The organism is Exiguobacterium sp. FSL W8-0210 (genome assembly GCF_038006045.1).
GTDB lineage: Bacteria > Bacillota > Bacilli > Exiguobacteriales > Exiguobacteriaceae > Exiguobacterium_A.
In genome coordinates, this window is sequence record NZ_JBBOUK010000001.1 from 2,296,168 (window position 1) to 2,321,624 (window position 25,457).

27 protein-coding genes are annotated in these 25,457 nt (G+C 46.5%); 8 read left to right on the top strand and 19 right to left on the bottom strand.

All coding sequences use genetic code 11. The annotated features are described in order from the left end of the window. Positions 1-89 precede the first annotated feature (89 nt). From MKY22_RS12025 to MKY22_RS12050, 6 genes are all read right to left on the bottom strand, one after another. Positions 90-605, bottom strand: coding sequence for a DUF2179 domain-containing protein (locus MKY22_RS12025; RefSeq protein ID WP_023469074.1), 516 nt, complete (start codon positions 603-605; stop codon positions 90-92). A gap of 171 nt (positions 606-776) precedes the next feature. After that, positions 777-2,072 carry a UDP-N-acetylmuramate--L-alanine ligase gene (gene murC, locus MKY22_RS12030; protein WP_023469075.1) on the bottom strand — a complete coding sequence of 432 codons (1,296 nt, stop codon included), beginning with the start codon at positions 2,070-2,072 and terminating at the stop codon, positions 777-779. Positions 2,073-2,150: 78 nt separating this feature from the next. Beyond that, positions 2,151-3,077, bottom strand: coding sequence for a hypothetical protein (locus MKY22_RS12035; RefSeq protein ID WP_290779212.1), 927 nt, complete (start codon positions 3,075-3,077; stop codon positions 2,151-2,153). Between the two features lie 37 nt (positions 3,078-3,114). Continuing rightward, on the bottom strand, positions 3,115-3,723 hold the full coding sequence (gene ytpR, locus MKY22_RS12040; protein WP_290779210.1) for a YtpR family tRNA-binding protein: 609 nt from the start codon (positions 3,721-3,723) through the stop codon (positions 3,115-3,117). Positions 3,724-3,776: 53 nt separating this feature from the next. Next, on the bottom strand, positions 3,777-4,574 hold the full coding sequence (locus tag MKY22_RS12045; RefSeq protein WP_290779207.1) for a DUF1444 domain-containing protein: 798 nt from the start codon (positions 4,572-4,574) through the stop codon (positions 3,777-3,779). A gap of 53 nt (positions 4,575-4,627) precedes the next feature. After that, entirely contained in the window at positions 4,628-4,936 is a 309-nt protein-coding gene (locus MKY22_RS12050; RefSeq protein WP_023469079.1) for a thioredoxin family protein, read from the bottom strand. A gap of 126 nt (positions 4,937-5,062) precedes the next feature. Here MKY22_RS12050 and MKY22_RS12055 point away from each other — a divergent pair, with 126 nt between their 5' ends. Next, complete coding sequence (locus MKY22_RS12055; RefSeq protein ID WP_023469080.1) at positions 5,063-5,353, top strand: hypothetical protein; 291 nt, start codon at positions 5,063-5,065, stop codon at positions 5,351-5,353. Between the two features lie 83 nt (positions 5,354-5,436). On the opposite strand, the gene MKY22_RS12060 is transcribed toward MKY22_RS12055, so the two are convergent. Both MKY22_RS12060 and MKY22_RS12065 read right to left on the bottom strand, forming a co-directional pair. Beyond that, complete coding sequence (locus tag MKY22_RS12060) at positions 5,437-6,450, bottom strand: PTS transporter subunit IIC (protein WP_341088952.1); 1,014 nt, start codon at positions 6,448-6,450, stop codon at positions 5,437-5,439. 157 nt (positions 6,451-6,607) lie between these two features. Beyond that, positions 6,608-7,678, bottom strand: a complete 1,071-nt coding sequence (locus MKY22_RS12065; protein ID WP_035396484.1) for a M42 family metallopeptidase — start codon at positions 7,676-7,678, stop codon at positions 6,608-6,610. Positions 7,679-7,797: 119 nt separating this feature from the next. On the opposite strand from MKY22_RS12065, the gene MKY22_RS12070 reads away from it, so the two are divergent. Together MKY22_RS12070 and MKY22_RS12075 are read left to right on the top strand one after the other, a co-directional pair. Continuing rightward, entirely contained in the window at positions 7,798-8,100 is a 303-nt protein-coding gene (locus tag MKY22_RS12070; RefSeq protein WP_012371126.1) for a PepSY domain-containing protein, read from the top strand. A 69-nt stretch (positions 8,101-8,169) separates the two neighbouring features. Beyond that, positions 8,170-8,526, top strand: a complete 357-nt coding sequence (locus tag MKY22_RS12075; protein WP_058264707.1) for a DUF1304 domain-containing protein — start codon at positions 8,170-8,172, stop codon at positions 8,524-8,526. Between the two features lie 40 nt (positions 8,527-8,566). Here the strand turns inward: MKY22_RS12075 and MKY22_RS12080 are convergent, their stop codons facing one another. Next, positions 8,567-9,082: a hypothetical protein gene (locus MKY22_RS12080; protein WP_058703918.1), complete on the bottom strand. Its 516-nt coding sequence runs from the start codon at positions 9,080-9,082 to the stop codon at positions 8,567-8,569. Between the two features lie 116 nt (positions 9,083-9,198). Continuing rightward, positions 9,199-9,840, bottom strand: a complete 642-nt coding sequence (trmB, locus tag MKY22_RS12085) for a tRNA (guanosine(46)-N7)-methyltransferase TrmB (protein ID WP_023469086.1) — start codon at positions 9,838-9,840, stop codon at positions 9,199-9,201. A 176-nt stretch (positions 9,841-10,016) separates the two neighbouring features. Between trmB and cydS the strand changes: the two genes are divergently transcribed. From cydS to budA, 3 genes are all read left to right on the top strand, one after another. Next, positions 10,017-10,118, top strand: a complete 102-nt coding sequence (gene cydS, locus MKY22_RS17375) for a cytochrome bd oxidase small subunit CydS (protein WP_023469087.1) — start codon at positions 10,017-10,019, stop codon at positions 10,116-10,118. Between the two features lie 163 nt (positions 10,119-10,281). Next, positions 10,282-11,973: an acetolactate synthase AlsS gene (gene alsS, locus MKY22_RS12090; protein ID WP_290779199.1), complete on the top strand. Its 1,692-nt coding sequence runs from the start codon at positions 10,282-10,284 to the stop codon at positions 11,971-11,973. A gap of 11 nt (positions 11,974-11,984) precedes the next feature. Beyond that, a complete protein-coding gene (budA, locus tag MKY22_RS12095; protein WP_290779196.1) occupies positions 11,985-12,698 on the top strand; it encodes an acetolactate decarboxylase in 714 nt (237 codons plus the stop codon). Between the two features lie 41 nt (positions 12,699-12,739). Here the strand turns inward: budA and MKY22_RS12100 are convergent, their stop codons facing one another. The 6 genes from MKY22_RS12100 to pepV are packed head-to-tail and all read right to left on the bottom strand — an operon-like array spanning position 12,740 to position 19,777. Next, positions 12,740-13,540 carry a phosphotransferase family protein gene (locus MKY22_RS12100; RefSeq protein WP_087681261.1) on the bottom strand — a complete coding sequence of 267 codons (801 nt, stop codon included), beginning with the start codon at positions 13,538-13,540 and terminating at the stop codon, positions 12,740-12,742. 51 nt (positions 13,541-13,591) lie between these two features. Further along, entirely contained in the window at positions 13,592-15,733 is a 2,142-nt protein-coding gene (gene pulA, locus MKY22_RS12105; RefSeq protein ID WP_341088954.1) for a type I pullulanase, read from the bottom strand. Positions 15,734-15,767: 34 nt separating this feature from the next. Beyond that, entirely contained in the window at positions 15,768-16,643 is an 876-nt protein-coding gene (locus MKY22_RS12110; RefSeq protein WP_231925647.1) for a hypothetical protein, read from the bottom strand. Between the two features lies 1 nt (position 16,644). Next, entirely contained in the window at positions 16,645-17,163 is a 519-nt protein-coding gene (thpR, locus tag MKY22_RS12115) for an RNA 2',3'-cyclic phosphodiesterase (RefSeq protein ID WP_290779190.1), read from the bottom strand. A gap of 8 nt (positions 17,164-17,171) precedes the next feature. After that, on the bottom strand, positions 17,172-18,320 hold the full coding sequence (locus MKY22_RS12120; RefSeq protein ID WP_341088955.1) for an MFS transporter: 1,149 nt from the start codon (positions 18,318-18,320) through the stop codon (positions 17,172-17,174). 59 nt (positions 18,321-18,379) lie between these two features. Next, on the bottom strand, positions 18,380-19,777 hold the full coding sequence (pepV, locus tag MKY22_RS12125; RefSeq protein WP_290779184.1) for a dipeptidase PepV: 1,398 nt from the start codon (positions 19,775-19,777) through the stop codon (positions 18,380-18,382). Positions 19,778-20,098: 321 nt separating this feature from the next. Between pepV and MKY22_RS12130 the strand changes: the two genes are divergently transcribed. Together MKY22_RS12130 and MKY22_RS12135 are read left to right on the top strand one after the other, a co-directional pair. Continuing rightward, complete coding sequence (locus MKY22_RS12130) at positions 20,099-20,317, top strand: DeoR family transcriptional regulator (RefSeq protein ID WP_023469095.1); 219 nt, start codon at positions 20,099-20,101, stop codon at positions 20,315-20,317. A gap of 108 nt (positions 20,318-20,425) precedes the next feature. Beyond that, positions 20,426-21,058, top strand: a complete 633-nt coding sequence (locus MKY22_RS12135) for an SDR family oxidoreductase (RefSeq protein ID WP_341088957.1) — start codon at positions 20,426-20,428, stop codon at positions 21,056-21,058. A 107-nt stretch (positions 21,059-21,165) separates the two neighbouring features. Here the strand turns inward: MKY22_RS12135 and MKY22_RS12140 are convergent, their stop codons facing one another. The 3 genes from MKY22_RS12140 to MKY22_RS12150 all read right to left on the bottom strand — a co-directional run bounded on the left by MKY22_RS12140 (position 21,166) and on the right by MKY22_RS12150 (position 25,292). Beyond that, positions 21,166-22,749: an IS1182 family transposase gene (locus MKY22_RS12140; protein WP_341086759.1), complete on the bottom strand. Its 1,584-nt coding sequence runs from the start codon at positions 22,747-22,749 to the stop codon at positions 21,166-21,168. 172 nt (positions 22,750-22,921) lie between these two features. Next, on the bottom strand, positions 22,922-23,641 hold the full coding sequence (locus MKY22_RS12145) for a pseudouridine synthase (RefSeq protein WP_290779178.1): 720 nt from the start codon (positions 23,639-23,641) through the stop codon (positions 22,922-22,924). Further along, a complete protein-coding gene (locus MKY22_RS12150; protein WP_290779175.1) occupies positions 23,628-25,292 on the bottom strand; it encodes a putative polysaccharide biosynthesis protein in 1,665 nt (554 codons plus the stop codon). Before MKY22_RS12150 ends, MKY22_RS12145 begins: the two co-directional genes overlap by 14 nt. Between the last annotated feature and the right edge of the window lie 165 nt (positions 25,293-25,457).

The following is a 25,457-nucleotide window of genomic DNA, read 5'->3' on the forward strand; positions in this document are numbered from 1 at the left end:
ATATTCCCCTTTCCTGATTTCAAATGACGTTCTATTTCATCTTTATCCTTAAATAACAAAGAATAAACATCATTCTCAGGAAAAGTGCTCTATCGAGGACGCTTTAATCCTTTCAACATATACCCACCTTTGAAGTCGACGGAATCGAATGCGACGAGGAATGCTTTCGGTTCGTATTCTTCGACGAGATTACGAAGCACTTTCATACGTGTTCGAGCCGCGAGCACATCTAACCGATAACGGACACCGTCTCGTCCTTGACCTTGATAATGTGTCACACCAAAACCATTATCGCGAATGACCTGAATCAGTTCCGCTGGAAATTCTTGCGTATGCACTTGAATCATATTGTAACCGATGGCGAGTTTTCGCTCGACATATCCACCGACGAGTATTCCTAGACCAAATCCAAGCGCGTAAACGACCATACCGAGTGTCGTTAAGTCTTGGAATACGATTCCTAGTGCAAAAATGTAAATCAATGTTTCGACTGTGCCAAACAATCCGGCAATGACAGTTCGCCCTTTGACGAGCATGATCGTCCGTAATGTCAAAACAGGAACGTAAATCAACTGGAGCAATAAGATGAGTAAAATCTGTCCCATGGTGTCTTTCCTTTCTGTTAATAACTTCAACACATACACACTATTTCAAACTTTTTTTCAAGATGCAATCCTATTTTAGATTTTCCTCATCGGTTTTTTGAAATTACTATCATAATTCAAAATTACGACAAAAAAAGTGCCACTCGAGTCGAGTGACATTTTGATTCTCGCTTATTTCACACTTTGATATTGATGCTGATACGTTTGGATATCGCCCGCTCCCATGAACAGAAGCACAGCATTTTCATGCTGACGTAGAACAGAAACGTTATCGCGCGTCAGAATAGAAGCTTGCGGGATTTTCTCCTGCAGATCTTCGACGCGAACTTGCCCTTCCTGCTCACGTGCCGATCCAAAGATTTCGCATAGATATGTCGCATCTGCTTCACGTAAAGAAGTCGCGAAATCATCCATGAATGATTTCAAGCGTGTGTACGTATGCGGTTGGAAAATCGCAATGACTTCACGGTCCGGATATTTCTTCCGTGCCGACTCAATCGTCGCGCTGATTTCCTTCGGATGGTGCGCGTAGTCATCTACTAGGATTTGTGTGCCGAATTCCGACTCACTGAAGCGACGTTTTACACCACCAAATGTGGCTAAACGTTCAGCAACGTCGTCTTTGCTCAATCCTTCGTACTGACAGATCGCAATGACAGAGAGTGCATTCAAGACATGATGACGACCGAATCCTGGAATGAGGAACGTGCCGTAGAAATCATCACGTAAATAAACATCAAATGATGTACCATCTGGCGTTGACGTCGCGTTTTCCGCGCGGAAATCATTGTTTTCTCCAAATCCATAATAGAGAACAGGTACATTCGCTTGAATGTTTTGAAGATGCTCATCATCTCCACAAGCAACGATCGCTTGCTTAACCTGCATCGCCATTTCTTGGAATGCCGAAACGACGTCATCGATTCCTGTGAAATAATCCGAATGATCGAAGTCAATATTCGTCATGATAGCGTAGTCCGGCTTGTAATATAAGAAGTGACGTTTGTATTCACATGCCTCGAAGACGAATGCTTTCGCATCCTCTACTCCTGCCCCTGTCCCGTCTCCGATCAAGAAAGCTGTCGGCGTGATACCGCTCAAGACGTGTGAAAGCAAACCTGTCGTCGACGTTTTTCCGTGTGAGCCTGTAATGGCGACCGAACGATATTCATTTGCTAGGTGTCCTAAGAAATCGTAATAATGATGGATGGTTAAACCAAGTTCATTTGCCCGTGCGATTTCTGGATGATCATCTCCAAAAGCATTCCCTTGGATGATGACATAATCTTCTTTGATGTTATCCGCATTGAACGGGAAAAATGGAATTCCCTTAGCCCGTAACGCGTCTTCAGTAAAAATGTGCTTTTCGATGTCTGAACCTTGCACCTCATGATTCATCTCATGTAGTACTTGGGCGAGCGCACTCATCCCTGTTCCTTTGATTCCAACAAAATGATACTTTGTCATATAAAAGCCCTCCAATTCACGTTCCGGTCCGTACCATCGGGCTCGGGTACAAAACCTGTACCATTATAGCAAACCGATTTATTTTTTACCATGTAAATTATTTTGTTCTCGACGTGCGCGATACATCGCCATCAAGTCTTTCGTCGTCATAACGACGTTAACAGGCGGTCCGACCGGTTTTTTCACTTCCGACTGAACAGGCTTATCGACCTCAGTAACAGATGGATCTTGATCTACTTCAATAGCAGATGTATCAAAAGTCGGTGCGAAGCTCTCCGCTTGTTGCTCAGCTTCTTTTTCATCAGCAGACTCTTCACCTGATGTCTCTGTCGGAACAACTAATTGTTCCACCGTCTCACTGTTGGAAGATGTTTCAGTTTCGTCCGTTTCTTCTACTTCGGTTACGGTCGGCACTTCTTCTCTCACGAGCTCTTCGCTTGTGTGAGGTTCCGGTACAAGTAATTCGACGTCCGTTACCGGTACAAGACCAGCATTTGCTTCGTCTGATACGACTTCTGTCGGATCAGCTGATTGTTCCATCGTCTCACTGTCGGAAGATGTTTCAGTTCCGTCCGTTTCTTTTACTTCGGTTACGGTTGGCATTTCTTCTCTCACGAGCTCTTCACTTGTGTGAGGTTCCGGTACGAGTAATTCGACATCCGTCACCGGTACAAGACCAGCATCTGCTTCCGCTTCGTCTAATACGACTTCTGGCGCGATCAGTTCTTGATCCGTCAAAGCAACCTCATCAGTATTTCCCTCTTCGACTGTTTCCGAAACCTGCTCACTCATTTCCGTTTCTTCCGCAGCTTTTACGGTTTCCGATGCAGATTGCTTCGGACGTTGGAATCCATAAATCGGTGAAGGCACATCCGTTAAAACGAAGCGATCTTCACGCTCCTCTTTTTTCGGACGTTCCACCGGCTTTGTCTCACGTTCCCCTGCAAGCTCTCGACGAATCCGGGCAGCCTGCTCTTTTAGTGACTGTTCATAACGATTACTCATACGTTCACCCCTCCATCTTGTTAAAAAATCGGTCGAATCATCGACCGATTGAGAATGCTTCCCCTACTGCTTTTGTATCATCGAGTACAAGAATCCCTTTTTCTTGTGGTGCATCGACAAGTCCGAGCTCACGTGCTGAACAGAGCATACCGCTTGATGGTACGCCGCGTAACGCTGAAGGACGGATGATTAACCCAGACGGCATGACCGCTCCCGGTTTAGCAACGACTACTTTTTGACCCGCCGCTACATTCGGTGCTCCACAAACGATTTGTAAAGTTCCGTTATCTACTTCTACCTGACAGACCGATAATTTATCAGCATCCGGATGCTTCTCGCAAGAAGCAACGAACCCAACAACGAATTTCGGAGAATAATCCACTTGTTCGAGTGACAATTCGATATCTCGACTCGCCAGTTCCTTTTGGATGCGTGTTGCCAATTCTTCCGTCAATTCAACCGGTCCTTGTGTCTCGATCGTAAACATAGTCGAAGCATCAAACAGGTTGTAACCGACGACACGATCACCATGCTTGATAGTTGCTACGTCTCCTTCACGAGTCGCTGTCACTTCCGCACGTGGTGCGTCTTCCAAAATGATCATTAAGACGTCGCCGACGCCCTCTTTATTATAAAACACATTCATTCAATCCATGACTCCCTTCCGTCTTTCTCACAATGCCTATTGTATCAGATTCTTCACTCTTTCGGCTGCTTGTTTTTCGCAAGGACGAAGACCGGCTCCAGATTGCCCTCTTCATATAAGAATGGCAGTGCCGTGACCGGTACACGACCGTTCGAAAAGAAGTCAAACATCAGTTGCTGTAAGACATCATATCCGGCGTCATTCCGAATATCAGCGAAAATCAGGACATCCTGATGCGGAATTCCGACTGCGAATTCTCCTTCGATTTGCGCCGCATAATCTGCTAATAACGTCTTGTTCAAAACACGACTCGCCTCATATCCGTCGCCGAGACTCAAGAAATAAAAGATATTCCCTGCGACTTCGTCTTGTTTAAATGGCGCTTCAAGCGATTTCACATTAAAACGCGCTGCTTCTGATAACTGTTCAGCTGTCCATTCAGCAGACGCCAGTAACTCCTCATCAATCAAACGATACGTCGCTCCTAAATCGAGTGCATACATGATTTTCGTCTCGCCCGTATGTGGTGTACTGACAAGCGTCTTCCCTTCTTTTGTCGTATCGGCAAACGATTTAGCACGAATGACAGGAAAGATTTTTTGCTCTTGTCCAACGAGTGAGATTTGATCCGTTTGTCCGAGTACAGCACGGATATATTCGATCGTCTCTTCGACTGCGATGACACCTCTTCGTTTTGCTTTTGCGACAAGCGGATTCAATCCGACATCAACGCCTGATTTATCGTGCTTTCGCTCAATTCGTAATACAGACTTTTCACGATCGAAATATGTCGCGTACCCTTCTTCTTCAAATGTTTGTGTCATCATTCTTCGGATTTGTTGTAGTTCCATTCGAATTCATCCTTTCTATCATGAAAAAAAGCGAGTCAGCGCTCGCTTTTTTCTTAAACCGTCTCTAAAAATGCTGTCACCTGTTCTGGTGTCTTCCGCTCTTTCCCGACATAACGCCCTGTCTCTTCACCATCGCGGAATGCAACAAAACTCGGAATTCCGAAGATGTCCATTTCCTGGGCAATTTCAATATGATCGTCGCGATCGACGTAGTAAAACTCGAAGCCGTTAAATGTTTGCTCGATTTCCGGCATGAACGGATCTAAGAAGCGGCAATCCGGGCACCAGTTTGCTGAGAATAAAAAGACGGCATTTCCTTGTTTTGCTGTATCGAATTCTTGTTTGGATTGTAATGTTTTCATGATGATTTCCTCCTTTGATTTCCCTAGAAGTCATTGCCCTCATCATAGCATATTCAATTGTGGCTGTGCGTTTTCGTGCTTGGTTTGCTATACTGCAACTAGAAAACACCTGGAAAGGACTTCACTATGGCAGATCAACCAATCAAACATCCGTTCGAACGCTTCGTCGGCTTCGTTGGCATGACGAGTTGTTTACGTTACGGCTATTCCTTCATTGATTCTGAACGAAGCTTACCCGAAATCTTTTTGTATTTGGTCGTCGGTTTTGCGATCATCATTTTACTCGAAGCACTCGGAAAACGACTCGCTCGAAAATTGCCTGTCGTACGTATGCGGTATTTGACTCCGCTTTACCTCATTTACCTCTACGTTTTCTTTACAAGTTTTTATTCAAGTTCATTCGGATTCTCTTTATGAAAAAAGCTGATTCAAAAAGTCATATGCTTGTTCGTCCACCATCCGGTCAAACAGGCGTATCCTTTAGAATCAGCTTTTTGTATTTAATATTCGATTTTTAAATCGCCATCTTGAATCCGACCGAGACGTCGTAATATGCGATAAATGAAATAACTGATGATGCCGGGCGCAAGGAAACAGAGGACAGCGACTGCGAGGTAATACTCCATTTCGAACCCCATCGTCTTTAATAACATCAATGGACCAACAAATCCGCTCGTACCCATACCAGAACCTTCCGGGTTACTCTCAAGCATTAACAAAACAGTCGCAAATGGCGCTAGTATAGCACCGGCTACAGTCGGCGGTAGAAGAATCCAAGGATTTCGAATGATATTTCCTACTTGTAACATCGATGTTCCAATCCCTTGAGCAACCACACCACCGATTCCGTTATCACGATAACTGATGACGCCAAATCCAATCATCTGTGCCGCACAACCGATCGTCGCCGCCCCTGCAGCAAGTCCATCCAAACCAAGCATAATTCCAAGCGCAGCACTCGAAATCGGCGCTGTCAATGCAAGACCCATGACGGTAGCAACGAAAATCCCCATGAATAATGGTTCGCGTTCCGTTCCCCAATGAATCAACTCACCGAGATCCGTCATGCCTTTTCCAATCCACTTTCCTGCGTAACGTCCGGCAACGAATCCGGCTAGTAACGTAACGAACGGCGTCAATAGAATATCGAGTCTCGTCGTCTTTGAAACGAGTTTTCCGACCTCTGTCGCTAGAAGCGTTGCAATGTAACTACCTGCTGGTCCTCCTGCTTCATATCCGAACGCACCAACGGCAACTGCTGCGAACAAGATAAGCGGTGGTGCCTCAAGCGCAAACGCTACAGCCACACCGATTGCTGGCCCGGTCAGTGCGATTGCCTGCTCTCCTAACTGAATGAGAAACTTCGCCTCTACACCACGATCGACCAGTCCTTCACCAATCGTTCGGATGATGAGACCCATGATCAACGAACTAAACAAACCAAGTGCCATATAACTTAATACGGTGATGAAATATACTTTAGGGCTAAGTGAGATCCCTTTTTGTTTGAACATCTTGTCACGTCCTTTTCTTAACATCGCGTATCATTATATCAAATCTCCTTTCTATCCGACTACATTGTTTTTCCAACTGACAAGACAGTTTATGCTTACGCCGTTCTTATTAAACAAAAACAGACAGCGGATTCATATCCACTGTCTGTCATGTCATTCACTTGACTTGTAGCGTCGCGAGCGTCGTCGTATCGAGGTTCGTGACGAGTTTCCGAAGCAATTCCTTCGCCGCATCATAATCATCTGTATGCATGATCGATGCATGCGTATGGATGTAGCGTGCTGGTAATCCAACGACTGTTGTAGGAATCCCATTATTCGAACGATGGATGACACCACCATCGGTCCCACCTGCACCGACATAATATTGATACGGAATCTTGTTCGATTCTGCCGTATCGAGGACGTAATCCGTCATCTCTTTTGAGAGGATCATGACACTGTCTTTAATTCGAAGCAACGGTCCTTGTCCGAGTTGACCGAATTCCGTTTTGTCTCCTGATGCATCATTGGCAGGAGAAGCGTCGACGACGAACGCGACGTCGGGATCGATGAGTGCCGTCGCTGTTTGCGCACCGCGCAATCCAACTTCTTCTTGAACCGTTGCACCCGAGAACAAAATGTTCGGATGATCCGCCGCTGTCGTCTCTTCCAACAATTCAATCGCCATTCCGACACCATAGCGGTTATCCCATGCTTTCGCCATGATCTTCTTCGGATTCGCCATCGGTGTGAACGGGAAGAATGGTACGGCAGGAATACCTGGACGTACTCCAAACGATTCTGCCTCTTCTTTTGAGTCTGCACCGATATCGATGAACATGTCTTTGATCGCCATTGGCTTATTGCGCACTTCTTCTGTCAATAAGTGTGGTGGAATCGATGCGATGACACCAGGGATGACACCGTTGTCCGTACAGATCGAGAAGCGTTGCGCAAGCAACACTTGGCTCCACCAGCCACCGAGCGGTTGAATCCGCAACATTCCGTTCTTCGTGATTTGCGTCACCATGAATGCCACTTCGTCCATGTGCCCGGCAACCATGACTTTCGGTCCTGTCGCATCGCCTGTTCGTTTTCCGAAAATCGAACCAAGTCCATCCGTAACGATCTCATCCGTGACAGGTGTGATGCGCTCGCGAACGAACTGACGAACGTCGTGCTCAAACCCCGGTGCCCCATTCAATTCCGTCAGTGTTCGAAATAACTCTCTCGTTTTTTCATTCATATGTATCGCCTCCTGCTTCTCATTATACAAAAAATTGCTTCTATCACTTAACCTTTTGTTTCTCTCTGAACGAATTATTTGGTACAGTAGGAATAGAACCTGTAAGGAGGGGAATTTTAATGAAAAAACGCTATTGGATTATCGGATTGGCAGCAGCTGTCGTCGCCGCTTTCGCAGTGAAGAAAGCCGTTGATAACAAACAACTTTCTGCCGAGGAAGCGCTCGAAATCACGAAACGCACATTTTCAGCAAAAGGACGTGTCCAAGGTGCATGGATCTCTGCAACACCAGAGGCTTACGCATATGAGTCACGTGACTACCAAAGCTACAAAGGTGGCATCTCGGTCCTTGAAGGTGATGACGAAAAAACGTATCAATTCACAGTTGATGCCGAAACTGGCGCTTTACTCGAATACGCTTAATCAAAAGACCGTCCTTCGATCGACGAAGTACGGTCTTTTTTCCACGTTCATCTGAAGGGGGTATGATTCATGTCGATTCTTGCTACGCTGTTCGTTATCCTCGTTGCTTTGGAACACTTTTATATTTTAGCACTTGAAATGTTCTTTCTTTCTTCCAAAGCGGCTCGTCGAACGTTCGGTTTAACGGACGAAGCTGTTGCATCACAACAAATTCGGACACTTTTTGCGAATCAAGGCTTATATAATGGATTTTTAGCAGCCGGACTAGTATTTGGTCTGATTCGTCAGGATGTGGCTGTCCAATTGTTCTTTTTAGCGTGCGTCATCATCGCTGCGCTTTATGGCGCCGTGACTGCCAATCGCTCCATTTTACTCAAACAAGGCTTGCCTGCCATACTTGCTTTCATCTTCGTGTTGCTTGCATGAGAAAAGCCCCTATCCGATTGGATAGAGGCTTTTTTCTTAATTAACGCGGGTTGTCGTTGCGTTCGTAGATCGGGTTCATGTATTCCGTCGTCGAGTATAGACGTGGAACAACGATGTATAAGATGACTGCTGGTACAGCGATGATCAACAACATCAAGAGCATCGGTAACCAGTAGACGACTTTTTGTTGAAGATTATCCGAGTTACCGTCGATGTATTCTTTTACGCCATCAACTTTTGCAGCATCGGCACTCGTCAACAATTTACCGCTATCGGCATTGAAGAAGTGGATTTCACGTTTGATCGTGATGAAGATGCCGTCACGGACTGTCTCGATGACAGCGATCCCGCCGATGACTTCTTCTCCTTTTTCATTCGTGAACGTCTTCGGATCCTCGATTTCGACCGAACCTTTTTTATAATCGTAATGCGTCGTTGGTAATTCCTCATTCAATGCTTTCGTCATTTCTGAGGTATCAACCGCAGCAAGTACCGATTGACCGATACTTAATGCGAGAAAGAGCGCCGTTACGAAGGCTAAGCTTTTCTGCCACATCCCCAAATTCCCCCTTTACCTATAAGTACAAGTTCTTCAGTCAACAACATTGTACCAATTAATAAGAAAAAAGTGTGAAAGAAATACCAGGAAAATAAGAAAACTTTTTGTCTAAATTAATTTTGGTACGTTGCTTCCATCCGATAAATCGGTTGACCCATTGATGAAAAGCGCTCTTCGTACTCTGTCCGGACGTTATCTTCCGGTTCATTCGCATGTAAATCAAGTGACATCCAGTCGAAGCGCATGCCGTATGCTGACATCGTCATCAAACTCGATTCGAACAACTTCCGATTATCTGTCTTGAAGTGGATTTGACCCTTCGCCGGTAAAATATCTTCATATGTCGAGAGGAATGTTTTATACGTCAAGCGGCGTTTCGCATGACGTGTCTTTGGCCATGGATCAGAGAAGTTCAAGTACACGCGGGACACTTCGCCTTTTTCAAAGTAATCACGTAGGTCTTTTGCATCGACCGTCAAGACGCGAACGTTCGATTGTGGTGTTTCGACCAATTTTTGAACGATCGTCACGGCAACGCTTTCGAATAGTTCGATCGCGATGAAGTTGATATCCGGGTGTTGGTGCGCCATTCCGGTAATGAAAGCTCCCTTCCCTGATCCCACTTCGATGTAGATCGGGTTATCATTCTTGAACTCGCTAGCCCATGCCCCTTTAAGAGATGCTGGTTCTGCTATATAGATCGAGGATTGTTCCTTCATATAATCCTGCGCCCATGGTTTATGTCGTAAACGCACTATCGTTCATCCTTTCCAAACTTAAATTATCCGCAGATAAGTTTATCATGATTCGGGTAATTATATAAGAACTTCTTCGTTTCCTATCGAAGAATGTTCAGCAGTTCGTCACTTGAGAAATAGTGAGCATTCTAATACACTTAAGGTACGTAAGAACCGAAAAGGAGGGCTATACTGTGGATGATTTCTTGATTAGTTGGGCATCTCCCATCGTTCTCGTCTTGGGAATCACTGCTTTGTTCGTCTGGGCGACTTTCGGAAAAGTCGACGTCGAATAAGGGCAATCTCTGTACCTTGTGTAATCATACACAAGGTACTTTTTTTATTTTCTCAATGATTTTAGGTTGGTTTTACCATGAAACAGATGTATACTTTTTTTGAAACAGATAATTTATTACAGCTATCGAACACCAAAAAACGTTGGTAAAAAGGAGAATTGTAATGAACGAAAATAAAAACAGTGATTCAAAAGAATTAGTACAGAAGAAAACAGGTGCGGATCTCGTCGTCGATTCACTCATCGAGCAAGGTGTAGATTACATCTTCGGTATTCCCGGCGCCAAAATCGATTCCGTCTTCAATGTGTTACAGGACCGGGGACCTGAACTCATTGTTGCACGCCACGAACAAAACGCTGCCTTCATGGCTCAAGCCATCGGACGCTTGACGGACAAACCGGGTGTCGTCCTTGTGACATCTGGTCCTGGGGCATCAAATTTAGCGACTGGTCTTGTGACGGCGAACTCTGAAGGTGACCCTGTTGTCGCAATTGCCGGAGCTGTCACACGGGCCGATCGTTTAAAACGAACACATCAGTCCATGGACAATCAGGCACTTTTTACACCGATTACGAACTTTAGTGCTGAAGTGCAAGATGCCGACAACATTCCAGAAGTATTATCGAATGCTTTCCGAACAGCTGAAACGACAGCTGGAGCTGCTTTCGTCAGTATCCCGCAAGACGTCGGGCTAAGCGAAGCGAACGTCACGGCGTTCCGTGCGGTCGAAGCACCAAAGCTTGGTGTTGCACCAGAAGCATGGGTCGATGAAACAGCCCGTCTGATTCAAGAGGCAAAACTCCCTGTCTTGTTACTCGGTATGCGCGCGAGTCAGCCAGACGTCGTACATTCGATTCGTTCGTTACTCAAAAACGTCTCGATTCCTGTTGTTCAGACATTCCAAGCGGCCGGCACGTTATCACGAGAGCTTGAATCGAATTTCTACGGACGTGTTGGATTGTTCCGTAACCAGCCGGGAGATGCATTACTTGCAGAAGCGGATCTCGTTCTCTCGATCGGATATGACCCAATCGGTTATGACCCGAAATTCTGGAACCAACCAACGCACGACCGGACGCTTGTTCACATCGATCAAATGCGTGCTGAAATCGATCATTTCTATCGTCCAGATCATGAGCTTGTCGGTGATATGGCGAAAACCGTCGATGCGATCGCTGAACGCCTACGACCACTCACATTACCTGAAAGCTCTGTTCAGTTCCTTGAAGGATTACATCAACGTCTTGTCGATCGCGATGTTCCTCCTGTCGCGGATTCTTCATTGACGCATCCACTTTATTTCATGAAGACGTTGCGTGAAAAAATTGCGGACGATGTCACCGTCACGGTCGATGTCGGCTCACACTATATTTGGATGGCACGTCACTTCCGTTCGTACGAACCGCGCCACCTCCTCTTTAGTAACGGGATGCAAACGCTCGGCGTCGCACTTCCATGGGCAATCGCAGCTACACTCGTTCGTCCTGGAAAGAAAGCTGTCTCGATTTCAGGTGACGGCGGATTCCTCTTCTCTGCAATGGAACTTGAGACAGCTGTCCGTTTGAACTCACCACTCGTCCACTTCGTCTGGCGCGACAGCGGATTCGATATGGTCGCGTTCCAACAAGAGATGAAATACAAACGGAAATCCGGTACGTCATTTGGTGACGTCGATCTCGTCAAATACGCGGAAAGCTTCGGAGCAAAAGGACTCCGCGTCAATCATCCTTCGGAACTCGCAGCAATCATGGATGAAGCACTCGCGACAGACGGTCCCGTCATTGTCGATGTGCCGATCGATTACCGTGACAACATCGCGCTCGGAGAACAAGTTCATCTCGATCAATTGAACTAAGGAGGATTCACATGGCACACGATAAAACACTCGTCCAGATTTCAACGATGATGGCACTACTTGACGGCGTATTTGAGAGTGAAGTCACGTACGCTTCCGTCCTTGATCAACGTGATTTCGGTATCGGAACGTTTGACCACTTAGACGGTGAGATGATTGGATTCGATGGTCAATTCTATCAACTCCGCTCAGATGGTAGTGCTCGACCGCTCCAACCTGAGACGACGACGCCTTTCGCGACATTAACCCGTTTCGAGCCGGAACAAACTCTGACCGTGACGGAAGAGATGTCAAAAGCGACGTTTGAGCACTGGCTGAACGAACAACTCCCAACGATCAATAGCTTTTATGCTATCCGGATTGACGGAACATTCACGGAGGTTCAGACACGCACCGTCGCACGCCAGGAAAAACCATTCGTTCCAATCACGGAAGCTGTCGCTTCTCAAAGCGCTCGTACGTTCGAGCACACGGAAGGAACGCTTGCCGGATACTATACACCACGATTCGGTCACGGTATCGCCGTCGCCGGATATCACCTTCATTTCATCGATGCTGCTCGCGAAGGTGGTGGTCACGTCTTTGACTACACAGTTAAGAACGTCACCGTCTCATTCGAAGAAAAGCCGCAACTTGATTTACGTCTACCGACGACAGCGGCTTATCGATTGGCAGATCTCGAAAGTCACGATATTGAAAAAGAGATTAAAATCGCAGAAGGTTAATCAAAAAAAGCGTGTCGTTCCCTTTCGGAATGACACGCTTTTTAGTCGTTTGAGTATTCAAGTAGCTGTTCAAGAAAATGATAACTGTCGTCGACATCCGGATGACGCGTATCTTCATACCAGTAGAGTGACAATACTGCTTGCGCTACGACATACCAGTGCATGCGTCGCTTCAAATCGCTCGTCAAAGGATGTCCATAATGTTCGAACCATTCTGGCCAAGCCGCTTCGTCGACATAACTATATAACATCATTCCAAGATCGTACGCACGGTCAGCAATGATCGCATCATCCCAATCGTTCAGATAGAGTTGACCGTCTGCTCCCGTCAACCAGTTATTATGGTTCAAATCTGAATGACAAACGACCTGCTCATCCGTTCTGACCTGCTCCAGATTTTGTTCGAGGTAAACCATCGCATGTTCCACGAGCTCCGGATCCTCTAAATCATCCGGTTGAAAGTACAAACGACATTGTCGCAATAACTCATCAGGTTCGATCGGGCGCTGGTCAAGCTGTTGTAGCATGAACAGTAATTCCTTCGAATCATGGATTTTCCCAAGCAAACGTGCTACTTCAGGACGTTCCATCATTTCGGGCTCCAACTCGTCGCCTTCAATGAACTGTTGGGCGCTGATGACGTCCCCACTATAAATCCGTTTCGTCCATAATAACTTCGGAACGATTCCGTCTGCAGATAAAATCGCCAAAAACGGCGATGAATTTCGTTTTAAGAACAACTTCGATTGTCCGGTTGAAGCGATATACGCTTCTCCTGTGATTCCACCTGCTGGCGTAAGGGTCCAGCCTTCGCCAAGCGCATCTAAAATATCTAATTCCATTATAATCCGCTCAACTTTTTTAGTAGATTTGCCTAAGGCACAATGCTTATCTTAACACGTTGCGATCGTCGTTGACAACGGAAGGACCTGAATCCTGTCGACACCTTTCAGAAGCGGGTCGACCGAGGCCTTATCCCCTTGTACATGCACATTCCAGCGCGAATGATCAAGTGAGACTTCAACGATTTCGCGCGTCGTATTGTAAACGATGAGCGTGCGTTGCCATGCATCATACGAGTGGACCGCTCCAAGTTCATAAGCAATGACACCCGGACGTAAGTCGATGAAATGAAGCAACTCGCGAATCTGATTCGCTCGGTGCAACCGGAATCCGCCATGCATTCTACGAATCTGCAAAATCGTCCTGATGTATGTGACAAGGGACAGATGATCATCCCGCCGTTCCCAATCCATTCGATTGATCTCGTCTGGTGCGTTATAGCTGTTTTCAACACCTTGTTTCGTGCGCAAGAACTCTTGACCTGCGTGAAGAAACGGAATCCCTTGCGCAAACAAGGCAATCGTCTGAGCTAAGCGACTCATCCGCAATAATTGCTGTTCATCTGCCTCTGGACAAGATAACTTTAATTTATCGTATAACGTATGATTGTCGTGCGCCTCGACGTAATTGATGGAATAGGTAGGTTCCGGAAAACGTCCGTACGTTTGATTGTCGATATGGACACTTCCCGCAATCCCGTTTCGGACCTCCCCTTCCTTCCAGCCATCTCCCGCAACGAATCCTCGGTCGAATTCACTGAACGTCGATCCTTTTAACGCGTCACGGAACACATCATTAAAATGGGCGATCCGCGGCATTTGCGCAGCGGAGGCACTCATCGCCTTTAATCGTTCCGGTAACGCTGTCGCAAGATCCCATCCTTCTCCATACACCAGAATCGTTGGATCAATCGCATCGAGCGCCGCGCGAACATCATTCATCGTCTCAATGTCATGAATCCCCATCAAATCAAATCGAAAGGCATCAATCCGGTAGACTCGAGCAAAGTACGTCAAACAGTCAACGATCAGACGGCGCATCATGAATCGCTCAGATGCGGTATCATTTCCGACACCTGTTCCGTTCGATAGTGTTCCGTCTACTTCATAGCGGAAATAATAACCAGGGACAAGCTGTTCGAGAGAGGAGCGTTCTCGAATGAAAACGTGATTCATGACGACATCAAATGTGACACGAATGCCTGCTTCATGGAGCCGCTCTACCATTTCCGCGTATTCTCTGACACGAACGAGTGGTTCAACCGAACTCGCATAACTCCCAGCTAGCCCGAACCAAAGCATTGGGTCGTATCCCCAGTTATATGGAGACCGTGTCCGTTCATCGGTCGTCTCAAAAAAGTGGACTGGTAGCAATTGCAGATGGGTGATCCCGAGATCTAGGAGATAATCAAGTCCCGTCGCATGTCCGCGAGGAGAGCGTGTCCCTCGTTCCGTCATCCCCGCGTATTGACCCGGATGACTTGAACCAGCTGAGTGATCGATCGTGAAATCACGGATATTCGCTTCGTAAATGACAGCGTCTGACGGTTTGACGAACAGAGGACGCGCGACACGCTTCGGGAACCACTTGGTCATCGTCCGTTCGACGTCAACGATGACGCCGTATCGACCATTCTCCGATATCGCACTAGCGTACGGATCGACGACCTCTTGTGTGCCAAGATATGTCGTCACTTCATACCGATACCAGCACTCTGCGATATCTTGTTCCAGTTGAAGATGATAAGCACCTTGCTCTTGTCGCTCCATTTCGTGCTTTCCGAGTAACCGTTCATCTTGATCGTACACGACACACATGATCCGTTCTGCGACCGGTGACCAAACAGCAAAGTGAAATGCTCCCTCTTCTTCCCAGACACCGAGCTTCCCTTCGTAACGGTACTTGCGCTCGAATGCTTCCGTCCTGACTAACCGGTCGGGAACGACGCGGATTGACCGACCTGCTCCAAATACCTCATATCGACATTCTAGCTCGACCGGTTCCAGAACCGTCAATTCATAAATCACCAGTTGTTCCTCACGGTGTGTCTCGACTTGCTGGATCGCAAGTGATTGTCCATCACATTCAAGCGACCAGTGGATTGACGGATTGCCTTCGACCTCGACCCGGATGCTCTGGAACGATAAGAACTCCGCCCGGATCACTGGTATCGCTACTTCTTGATTCGTCATCTCTTTCGCAACGACAATGCCGTCGCTCCCTCCCTTACTCTTGGATTCGAGACTGTCCCTCACTTTGAATCGCCATATGAAACGGAATCGATACCGTCTCTTTTAGGATTTTTTCGCACACTCGCATCTGAAATGCCTTTGTATGAGTCGCATTCGCATTCATCCGTTGCACCCAGTTCGGAAAATCGACTTTATTGACATACGTCGTCGTCGTTTCCTTTGGAATTTGATCAAAATAACCTGAAGGGGCGAGGATGACTCGTTCGATCGGCAAGACGTAATCTCGACCGAGTACGACCCGTAAAATATCTTCTGTCCGCTTTAAACCGATGTTCGGATTCAAAATTTGTTTCGCAGAAGCCTTGAACGGCTGCTCCCGCCATAACTTATCTCGCCGGATATGATAGATACTTTCGTCGCCATCGAGCCATTCCATGATATAGATCGCGGACGGACCGACGACGAACGGACTCAATTCGACTTCTCCGACTTGATATTGGATGACCGCTCGATAAAACATCGCATATTGTTCATTTAGTAGATGCAACATCTGATAGAAGTCTAAATGACGTTTCAATGGAATCCGCCAAATGTCCTCCTCCCCTGCTCCACCAGTGACGTTCAAGAGCTTTTGTAACTCGAGACGTTTTTTGTACCATTTATCAAACGCTCTTCGAGATAATTGTTTACCCGGAAGTTGAATAACTTCACTTTTTTTCATCACTTGCCACCACTTCTTCGGACGGATGAGCGTCTCCCCTGGAAACAACTCTCCTGCTTCCCATCTGCGATAGACATGGGCATAATCAAGTGCCTGGTGTTCACCGAATCGTTTTGTCATCTCTAGCGGATTTTTTTCAAATCGACTATCTAAGTCATATAGTTTCATCAAAATTGCGATGGGGATCACCTCATTCCTCTTCACCTATATGAATCCGGTAAACCGGCTCATACCGCGGTGAAACCTCTGGTCGTACTTCAAATAGAACGAGCTCACGAACAGTCCACTCTACTGATCGGATCGGACTCGTCTCCCATTCAGCTGCCTCAGTACGCCATTTTTTCGCGATCGTGACATGAGGTACGAATGGTCTGGTCGAATTCGGATCAATCTGTTCTACTAATTGAAACAATTCCTCCGATTCCGTTCCGAACCCTAAGACGCGTGGTCGTTCATTCCGACCAAACGTGATTAAACGATCGAATCGTAGCACGAAGGGTTCCATCGTACGCGCGATCTGCTGTAACTGCTGTTTCCACGACTGCTGTTCTTTTTCCTCCAATGGACCGAAAAAACGAAGTGTTAGATGATACTCTTCTAATGTATAAACGTTACGAAAGTGCTCAGGTAGCGATAACCGTTCAGCAAGATTCGCTAAATCTTTAGAAGGGATCGGTAAGGCAATGAAAAAGTGTCGTTCTTGTCTCATCGTCGCGTTCACTCCTTCATACGACCACTGATACCATACAGAATCGCACCTAGGATACTACTACTTGTATATACCCAAAAGACGATATAGATTGTACTCTTCTCGAGTACAAAACCACTCATCAGATTAAACAACGCGGTCGCGAGTCCCGTCGTCGTTGCCATATATGTACTGACAGCTGTTGCGACCATCGTCTCTGGAACGAGCGATCGGACATAATCTAAGGCGACAGGAATCAGCAGACCTACGATCATACCTTGCATCGCAGATAATACCCACAGCATGACGATTGGAAGTTCTAAAGCAATCATCGCCGTCCGCGCAGCCGACAACAAGGAGACGAATACAAGAACCGGAATCGCTCCGAAGCGTAATAACAGACGCGTGGCGATGCGCATAAACGGAATTTCGCACAGAACGGCGACAAAGAATAGTGTTCCGACGAGTGCTGTCGTCTCGCCACGAATCGTGACGTAGCTACCAAAGTAATAATTATTGGCGAAGATGGGTCCGAAGATCAAACTCCCCCCTGCTAGGAACAATAAGAAACGCCGATTCGAAAAGAGCTGCTTTAACGGTACGGATTGCTGATTTGAAACATGGACGCTGCCCGTCTCTTCAATACCGATCAGAACAAGGAAACCGAGAACCCATGCTGCACCGGTTGCATAAAAAATCAGATTTAGTCCGCCATCCTCAGTGATTTGCCCAAGAATGAAAACAGCTAAAGCGAACCCTGCTGAGCCGAAAAGACGTAAAGCGCCGTAATCCACTTTACGCTTTCGCGTGTACTCGATCGCTAATGTATCCACGAGCGGAATATGCGCACACTGGAACAACGCCCAGACACAAGAAATCAACAATAAAAGTAGATAAACAGACGTCAGTAAGTAACTGAGTGTAAAAATACCGGCAGCAAGCATCGCGACGAGCAAAAGTCGTTTCGGTTTCCCGAGTCGATCCGCCGCGATTCCCCAGACAGGTTGTAGAAAAATGGAGAGAATCGGTCCAATCGCAACGATTGTTCCAATCTCTGAAGCCGACAGTCCGAACGCGTCGTTTGAGAAATAAAGCGCGAGGTACGGAATGAGTGCTCCTTGTCCAAAGAAAATAAAGAAATATAAAGCTTGGAAATGATAGGTTTGACGATTTTTCACACGGAACTTCCTTTCAAGAAGCAATCCCCCCATCTTTACGATGCGGGGATCATCAATCATTATTTTGCGAGCTCATAAATCGCTTCTGCATAGATCGCGACAGCAAGCAATAGTTCATCAAAATCAACATATTCATCGACTTGGTGGGCAACTTCAGGACCACCCGGGAAGACTGGACCAAAAGCAACTCCCGCCGTCAACGAACGCGCATATGTGCCGCCACCAATTGCTATCAAATCAGCTGATTGGTTAGTGTGGCGCTCATAAACGGCACTTAGCGTCTTGATCAATTCATGGTTTGGATCAACATGGTGCGGTGTCATATGCGTCCGCGTCTGCAATTCAAAACCATATCCTGCCGCGGCTTCCTTAATGATTTGCAGACGTTCCGTGAAGTCTGCTGTATACGGGTAACGGATATTGATCGATGCCGTTCCTTGCTCTTCAGCGTAACGGAATACACCGCCATTGATCGTTAAGTCACCTGTCTCGTCTGAAGCAGCGACACCGATCGCTACACCGCGAGAATCCCGGAACATATGCGTCACGAGTTGAATGTAACGACGACCGTTAGAATCCAAATGAAGCGTATTGAGGAAACGCGCCAAATGTAAAGCAGCATTTTTACCATTGTCCGGCTCCATCGCATGGGCTGCGACACCATTGACATCAAGTACGAGACCTTCCGTTTCTTGCTTGACTGTTCCTGTCAAACCTTGTTCTTCAAGATAAGCATGGAAATCCGTCTCAAGCGTTCCTACTTCGACGACACGAAGAAGCGCTTGAGCATGACCTGGAACCATGTTCGGACGTTCGCCACCTTCAAAACGAACGAGATGGTAGCCTGTATCAGATGCTTGCGCTGGTTTCCCTTGAATCAATAACCCATCATAGAGTCCTTTTTCCGCATTGATGATCGGGAAGTCGGCATCTGGTGCAAAACCGAGTGTTGGCATCTCTTCATGTTTGAAGTAATGATTGACACAACGCCATTCACTCTCCTCATCCCCTCCTGCAATCAGACGGATGCGCTTCGAGAGTGGTAAGCCAAGTTCTTTGACGATTTTCAAAGCGTAATAAGCTGCCATCGTCGGTCCTTTATCATCAATTGCTCCACGTGCATACAGTTTTCCATCTACAAGCGTCGGGTTGAATGGACCGTATGTCCAGTGATCGCCACCAGCTGGTACGACGTCTAAGTGACAAAGAATACCGAGTAACTCTTCCCCTTGACCATACTCCAAATGTCCTGCATACCCATCGACATTTTTTGACGTGAACCCATCGCGTTCCCCTGTCGCGAGCATCCAATCGAGGGCACGTTTGACTTCATGACCAAACGGCGCGCCCTCTTCGATCGTGGATTCGTCGAGTACACTCGGAATCCGTAATAGTTCTTTTAAATCTTCTAATAAATCCTCGCGACGTGCGAGTACTTCTTCTTTCCAATTCACCATCTGATTTCGCTCCTTCATTACTGGTTTTGGATTCGTTTCCTATACACCTTCCTAGTATAGCGAATATTCGTTCAGATACGAACATCCAAATTCTGTTTTCTTTTTTATTTATTGAAATGACGAACATTCATCTGAAATAAAACTTGAATCGTCGACTTTACAAACCATTTGAATATGTTTTTTATGAAAACGTTCGGTTAAATTACTTGCATTTTAATATCAAAACGTTATACTAAAGGCGAAACAACTGGATATTGCATTGTCTTTTGTCACCCGAAGCTTTAGAACACTATTCTATCCATTGGGGGAGTGGTTATACCAATGAAAGATTCTACAGACCGTATGTTGACCCGGATTAAATCGATTTATCTCTACATCCAAGAGAACGGAGCTACTACGACAGCAGAGTTGGTTGAAGAGTTTGGCATCACTTCAAGGACCGTTCAGCGGGATTTGAACGTGCTCGAATACAACAATCTCATTGTGAGCCCTCGACGCGGTACATGGACGTCGAGCAAGAAACAAAAGCAAGCGGGTTGATCCACTGTTTCACTATGTATATCTTTCGACGACGCGATTCTTCGCGTCTTTTTTTGTTATCTTTTTTAAAACGTGGGGTATAGCTATTGGGAGAAGGAGTTGAGAAGAATGAACATTTTAATCATTGGAGCAAACGGAACAACGGGACGCAAGATGGTCGAATTGATCGCTAAACAAGGTGATCATCAAGCAATCGCGGTCGTACGGGAAGAAAATCAAATCAACGATTTGATTGCACTCGGTGCATCTGAAGTCAGACTTGGGGATTTGACGAAGGATGTCAGTGGTGTCATCAGTAATGCGGACGTCGTCATCTTTGCAGCGGGTGCTGGTGGCGCATCGGACGAATTAACACGCGCCGTCGATCAAGAAGGTGCAATCAAAGTCATCGATGCAGCAAAAGCGAACGGGATCGATCGTTTCCTGATGCTCAGTTCAGTCGGTACAGAAGAACCAAAAGGTGAATTGAAAGTATATCTCGAATCGAAAGCAACAGCAGACGCACACCTACAGGAAAGCGGACTCAATTATACGATCGTCCGTCCTGGTCCACTCAGCTACGACGACCCGGCAGGCACTGTCGAAACGAAAGAGCATTTTGATTCACACGAAGATCGTAAGGTGTCTCGTGACGATGTGGCGGCGCTGTTCGTTCACTTGATTGATCACCCGACACAGTCTCGTGTATTCGAAGTACTCAGCGGTCCTTATCCGATCGCAGAAGCACTACGTAATCAATAATTGAATCCCACAATAAAGAGGCTGGGACATAACTAGCTGAATTTAACGAGAAGAAGGAATTGCCATCACTCAGGATGTGCAATTCCTTCTTTTTTCATTGTCTCGCGTCAAGTTGCCCTTCGGGCAACGCTTTGGATGAGCCATTTTCTTAAATTTACGGCCATGAGGATGAAGCCGAGCTCACGCTTCACCTTCGCTTTTCCTCTCACAGAAAAGCGAGTGAAACTCAAATTAGCCTTCAGATATCCAAAAACTGGTTCCACGTCTATCTTCCGTTTCGCATAGAGGGATCCTGTTTTTTGATCTGAAAGCCATTTTTTCATCTGTTCTTTTTGTTCTTCCCATGAAGTGTTTATGTGTACCTGTCGGTGACGACCCTCTTTGGCCTTGGTACAACGGGAGCGAAACGGGCAGCCATCACACCCTTCGCTTTCATACACCTTGAAATCACGCGTGAATCCGTACCGATCTGTTCTCTTGGACATGTAACGGAATGTTACGTCCTGTCCATTAGGGCACACAAAACGATCCGACCTTTCATCATAAGACCAGTTTACTGTGTTAAATGGATCATTGCGCCATTTTCGAGACTTTTCTTTTTCGAACATCGTATAAGGGATGAGTGGAATGCGCCCTCGGCGCATCAGAATATCCTGATAATTCTCCTGACTCCCATAGCCGGCATCCGCAACGATATGCGGTGGTAGTGGTAAATATGAGCTGATCTCATCTAAAAAGGGGAGTAACGTCCGGGCATCCGTCGGATTCGGATAAATATCATAAGCGAGTGTGTACTGTCCTTCGGTCGCGATTTGAACGTTATAGCCTGGCTTGAGTTGTCCATTTTGCATATGATCTTCCTTCATTCGCATGAACGTCGCGTCTGTGTCTGTTTTCGAATAGCTGTTCCGTCCAGCGAGCGTCCTCTTTTGGAGGGCGTATCTCTGTTTCCGCTCGATGAAATCTGTAATCTCCTTTCGAAGGAGACGTGGTTCCTTCCGTTCAGAACGTAGACGTTTTCTTTCTTGAGTATCCGAACTCGCCTCGATTTTTTGGTTGATGGAAGCGATATGTGCGTCTAAAGCTTCACCCATGTGTTCGAGTTCTGAGAGAGTGAGCTCGTCCGGGCTTTCTCGTTCAATTTCCGGTAGGATGTCTTGTTCGACGAGGTTGTCATAGATACGATTCGATTTGTCCACGAGAGACGAACTATGACGTTCGATCGATTTCCGCCAAACAAAGGTGTATCGGTTCGCATTCGCCTCTAGCTTTGTACCATCGATAAAGATGGCTTCTTCATTGATTTCTCCCATCTCGACGAGATGGCAACGGAAGGTAACGAAGGCTTGCTTCAAGATTGGAGTGACTGCGGGATGCACTCGAAAACGGTTGATGGTACGATAGCTCGGCGCATTCCCTTGCGCTAGCCACATCATCCGCAGACTATCGGATAGTAATCCTTCAATCTTCCGACCGGAGAAGACCGACTGTGTGTAGGCACATAAAATGATTTTCATCATCATCCGCGGATGATAAGCAGGGCATCCCGTCGTCCGCATGAAAGGATCGAAAACATCATCCGGAATGGATTCGACGAGATGATGGACAGCGAACGCGATATCATTTTCTTGAAGACGAACTTCTAAATCTAAGGGCAGAACCAGCTGGTTCATGTTATAATCTTTAAACATAAGGGCACCTCCGATGGTTATAGTTTAGTCACTTTAACTTTATCAGAGGTTGTCCTTATTTGTTTATTCAGAATCGGTTTTTCGTCATAGAACAAGGCCCTCGAAACGACTACACGTTTCGAGGACCTTTCGTTTGTGAAACTGAGTTATGTCCCAGCCTCTTTCGTTTTGCTTATTCAGGTAGCCAATCAAATAACGCCAATTCCTCTTGTGTCAGTTCACGGTAGTCCCCGAGTTCAAGTGCCGGATCAAGCTCCAAGCGACCAATCGAGCGTCGTTTCAAGAACGTGACCTCTTTACCGAGGGCAAGCATCATCCGTTTGACTTGATGGAATTTCCCTTCTGTGATCGTCAATTCAAGCGTTGAATCTGTTTCTGTCGTCGATAAGATGACGAGTTTTCCTGGCTTTGCTTGATAACCGTCTTCTAAGGTGACGCCTTCCGCAATTGCCTCGACGTCTTCTTGCGTCAATACACCTGTCACTTCCGCGTAATACGTTTTTTCGACGTGTTTCTTCGGAGACATCAAGGCATGATTGAACGCTCCATCGTTTGTCAGTAACAATAAGCCTTCTGTATCCTTATCAAGTCGTCCGACCGGAAATGGTTTGAAATACGTCACGTCTTCAAACAATAGATCAATGACGGTCTCATCTCGTTTATCCTCCGTCGCACTAATGACACCCGGTGGTTTATTCATCATCAAGTAGATGTATTTTTGATACGTGACCGATTCGCCGTACATCAGAACCTGTTGCGTCTCGACATCGACATGTTGTTTCGGATCACGTACGATCTCACCATCGACTTGAATTGCCCCTGCCTTGAGCAAAAGTTTTACTTCTTTTCGGGAGCCTGCCCCCATGTTGGATAATAGTTTATCTAGACGCATGACCTCGTCCTCGTTTCAATGAAATTTTACGTCCTAATACGACTTCTGCTAATCCACTCCAAATCGAGAGTCCAGCGAAAATCACGATTCCAACTGCCGCACCAATGATCAGGATCAACAGAGATGCCCATGTCGTCTCTGGTAAGAAGGACACCATTCCCCACTTCACGAGTGCAACACCTGCTCCCATCAATGCACTGATGATTAGAATCAAAGATGTCCGGCGCAAGACCGTACTGAATGGGAACTTCACCGTTTGTGTGATCCGGAAGAACATCAATCCCGTCGCAACGAGATAACCAATGATCGTCGCATAACCAGCACCCGTTCCATCACCAGTCAAATGAATCAACGGCGCATTCAAGAGATACTTCGCAAGTAGTCCAGCAAATGTTGCGATGATCGTGAAGTACTGACGGTTAATTCCTTGAAGGACGGCTGCCGTAACAGAATACAAGGCAAGGAACAACGCACTCGGCGCATAACTTAATAGATAAACCCAGGCCGCTTGATCTTTCGGGAAGAGTACATGGAACGTTTCTTCACTAAGGAGAATCATCCCGACGACTGCCGGAATCGTCACGAAAAAGACGAGTTGATAAATCTGTGAGATTTGAGCCCGTACTTTCCGCATATCCCCTTGCGTAAAGGAGGCGGTCAACAGTGGAGTCGCAGATAATGACAATCCTGTTGCGACCGACACCGGAATCAAGACGATCTTATGACTATCCGCAATCAGATAGGCAGTCGCGTTTCCGGCCGCTTCGAGCGTGTAACCGATACTTTGTAATGCGGCATTCATCGTATTCTGGTCGATGACTTGATAAAGGGGTGTCGAAAGACCGACCATGACGATTGGAATCGCATACGTCAATAATTCCTTATACAAATCCGTTAACGGGCGATCCGGCGAACGGACGGTTTGAGTAGCACGTAGTTCCTGCAAGCCGCTGGCACGTTTGCGGAAATAATAGATCAGAACTGCGACACTACCGATTGCACCAATGAATGCACTGAACGTTGCAATCGTTGCGGCAAATGCTGCACCTGAATCAAAGATATAAATCGCGATGCTGACTCCTGCAAGCAGGAAGATGATCCGGACGATTTGTTCCAAGATTTGCGAAATCGCTGTTGGTCCCATCGATTGATATCCTTGGAAGTAACCTCGGGTCATACTCATCGGTGGAATCAAGAGTAAAGCGAAACTCACGCCACGAATCGTCATCGTGACGGCATCAACGTAGGCTGCTGAATCAACGTCACCACCTGGAATGGCCCGATGTGCTAAATACGGTGCGAGAAAGAATAAAGCGAGGAAGGAAACAATCCCGGTCAAGGACATGATTTTCAGACCAGACCGATATAACCGTTCACTCGTATCATATTCTCCTAATGCATTGTATTTGGCGACGAATTTCGAGACGGCGACAGGAATCCCCGCTGTCGCAAGTCCGATCATGATTGCATAATAGTTATAGGCATAGGTATAGAACATGATGCCTGTCGCGCCGACCATGAACTGAAACGGAAAGAGATAAATCAAACCCAGTGCGCGGGAAATCAGTGACGCACCGGACAGGAGCATCGTTCCACGAACGAATCCTGAATTGCCGGAAGAAGTAGACTGCTTATTACTGACTGTGGACATGGTAACATCCCTCACGCTTTCTAATTTTTAAACTCGACACTCTGATCGTGACTGTCTCATTATACAAGTTCTCTCGTACACAATTGCAAATCATTATACCGCTGTCTATCTTGAATTGAAAGAGACGGTTTGTTTACAGTCGCAACTTCTGCTAAAGTGAAACAA

Bases quoted from the DNA above. Each gene is read 5' to 3' on its own strand.
- MKY22_RS12025 (WP_023469074.1), bottom strand. From the start codon at position 605: ATGGGACAGATTTTACTCATCTTATTGCTCCAGTTGATTTACGTTCCT.
- murC (WP_023469075.1), bottom strand. From the start codon at position 2,072: ATGACAAAGTATCATTTTGTTGGAATCAAAGGAACAGGGATGAGTGCG.
- MKY22_RS12035 (WP_290779212.1), bottom strand. From the start codon at position 3,077: ATGAGTAATCGTTATGAACAGTCACTAAAAGAGCAGGCTGCCCGGATT.
- ytpR (WP_290779210.1), bottom strand. From the start codon at position 3,723: ATGAATGTGTTTTATAATAAAGAGGGCGTCGGCGACGTCTTAATGATC.
- MKY22_RS12045 (WP_290779207.1), bottom strand. From the start codon at position 4,574: ATGGAACTACAACAAATCCGAAGAATGATGACACAAACATTTGAAGAA.
- MKY22_RS12050 (WP_023469079.1), bottom strand. From the start codon at position 4,936: ATGAAAACATTACAATCCAAACAAGAATTCGATACAGCAAAACAAGGA.
- MKY22_RS12055 (WP_023469080.1), top strand. From the start codon at position 5,063: ATGGCAGATCAACCAATCAAACATCCGTTCGAACGCTTCGTCGGCTTC.
- MKY22_RS12060 (WP_341088952.1), bottom strand. From the start codon at position 6,450: ATGTTCAAACAAAAAGGGATCTCACTTAGCCCTAAAGTATATTTCATC.
- MKY22_RS12065 (WP_035396484.1), bottom strand. From the start codon at position 7,678: ATGAATGAAAAAACGAGAGAGTTATTTCGAACACTGACGGAATTGAAT.
- MKY22_RS12070 (WP_012371126.1), top strand. From the start codon at position 7,798: ATGAAAAAACGCTATTGGATTATCGGATTGGCAGCAGCTGTCGTCGCC.
- MKY22_RS12075 (WP_058264707.1), top strand. From the start codon at position 8,170: ATGTCGATTCTTGCTACGCTGTTCGTTATCCTCGTTGCTTTGGAACAC.
- MKY22_RS12080 (WP_058703918.1), bottom strand. From the start codon at position 9,082: ATGTGGCAGAAAAGCTTAGCCTTCGTAACGGCGCTCTTTCTCGCATTA.
- alsS (WP_290779199.1), top strand. From the start codon at position 10,282: ATGAACGAAAATAAAAACAGTGATTCAAAAGAATTAGTACAGAAGAAA.
- budA (WP_290779196.1), top strand. From the start codon at position 11,985: ATGGCACACGATAAAACACTCGTCCAGATTTCAACGATGATGGCACTA.
- MKY22_RS12100 (WP_087681261.1), bottom strand. From the start codon at position 13,540: ATGGAATTAGATATTTTAGATGCGCTTGGCGAAGGCTGGACCCTTACG.
- pulA (WP_341088954.1), bottom strand. From the start codon at position 15,733: ATGACGAATCAAGAAGTAGCGATACCAGTGATCCGGGCGGAGTTCTTA.
- thpR (WP_290779190.1), bottom strand. From the start codon at position 17,163: ATGAGACAAGAACGACACTTTTTCATTGCCTTACCGATCCCTTCTAAA.
- pepV (WP_290779184.1), bottom strand. From the start codon at position 19,777: ATGGTGAATTGGAAAGAAGAAGTACTCGCACGTCGCGAGGATTTATTA.
- MKY22_RS12130 (WP_023469095.1), top strand. From the start codon at position 20,099: ATGAAAGATTCTACAGACCGTATGTTGACCCGGATTAAATCGATTTAT.
- MKY22_RS12135 (WP_341088957.1), top strand. From the start codon at position 20,426: ATGAACATTTTAATCATTGGAGCAAACGGAACAACGGGACGCAAGATG.
- MKY22_RS12140 (WP_341086759.1), bottom strand. From the start codon at position 22,749: ATGTTTAAAGATTATAACATGAACCAGCTGGTTCTGCCCTTAGATTTA.
- MKY22_RS12145 (WP_290779178.1), bottom strand. From the start codon at position 23,641: ATGCGTCTAGATAAACTATTATCCAACATGGGGGCAGGCTCCCGAAAA.
- MKY22_RS12150 (WP_290779175.1), bottom strand. From the start codon at position 25,292: ATGTCCACAGTCAGTAATAAGCAGTCTACTTCTTCCGGCAATTCAGGA.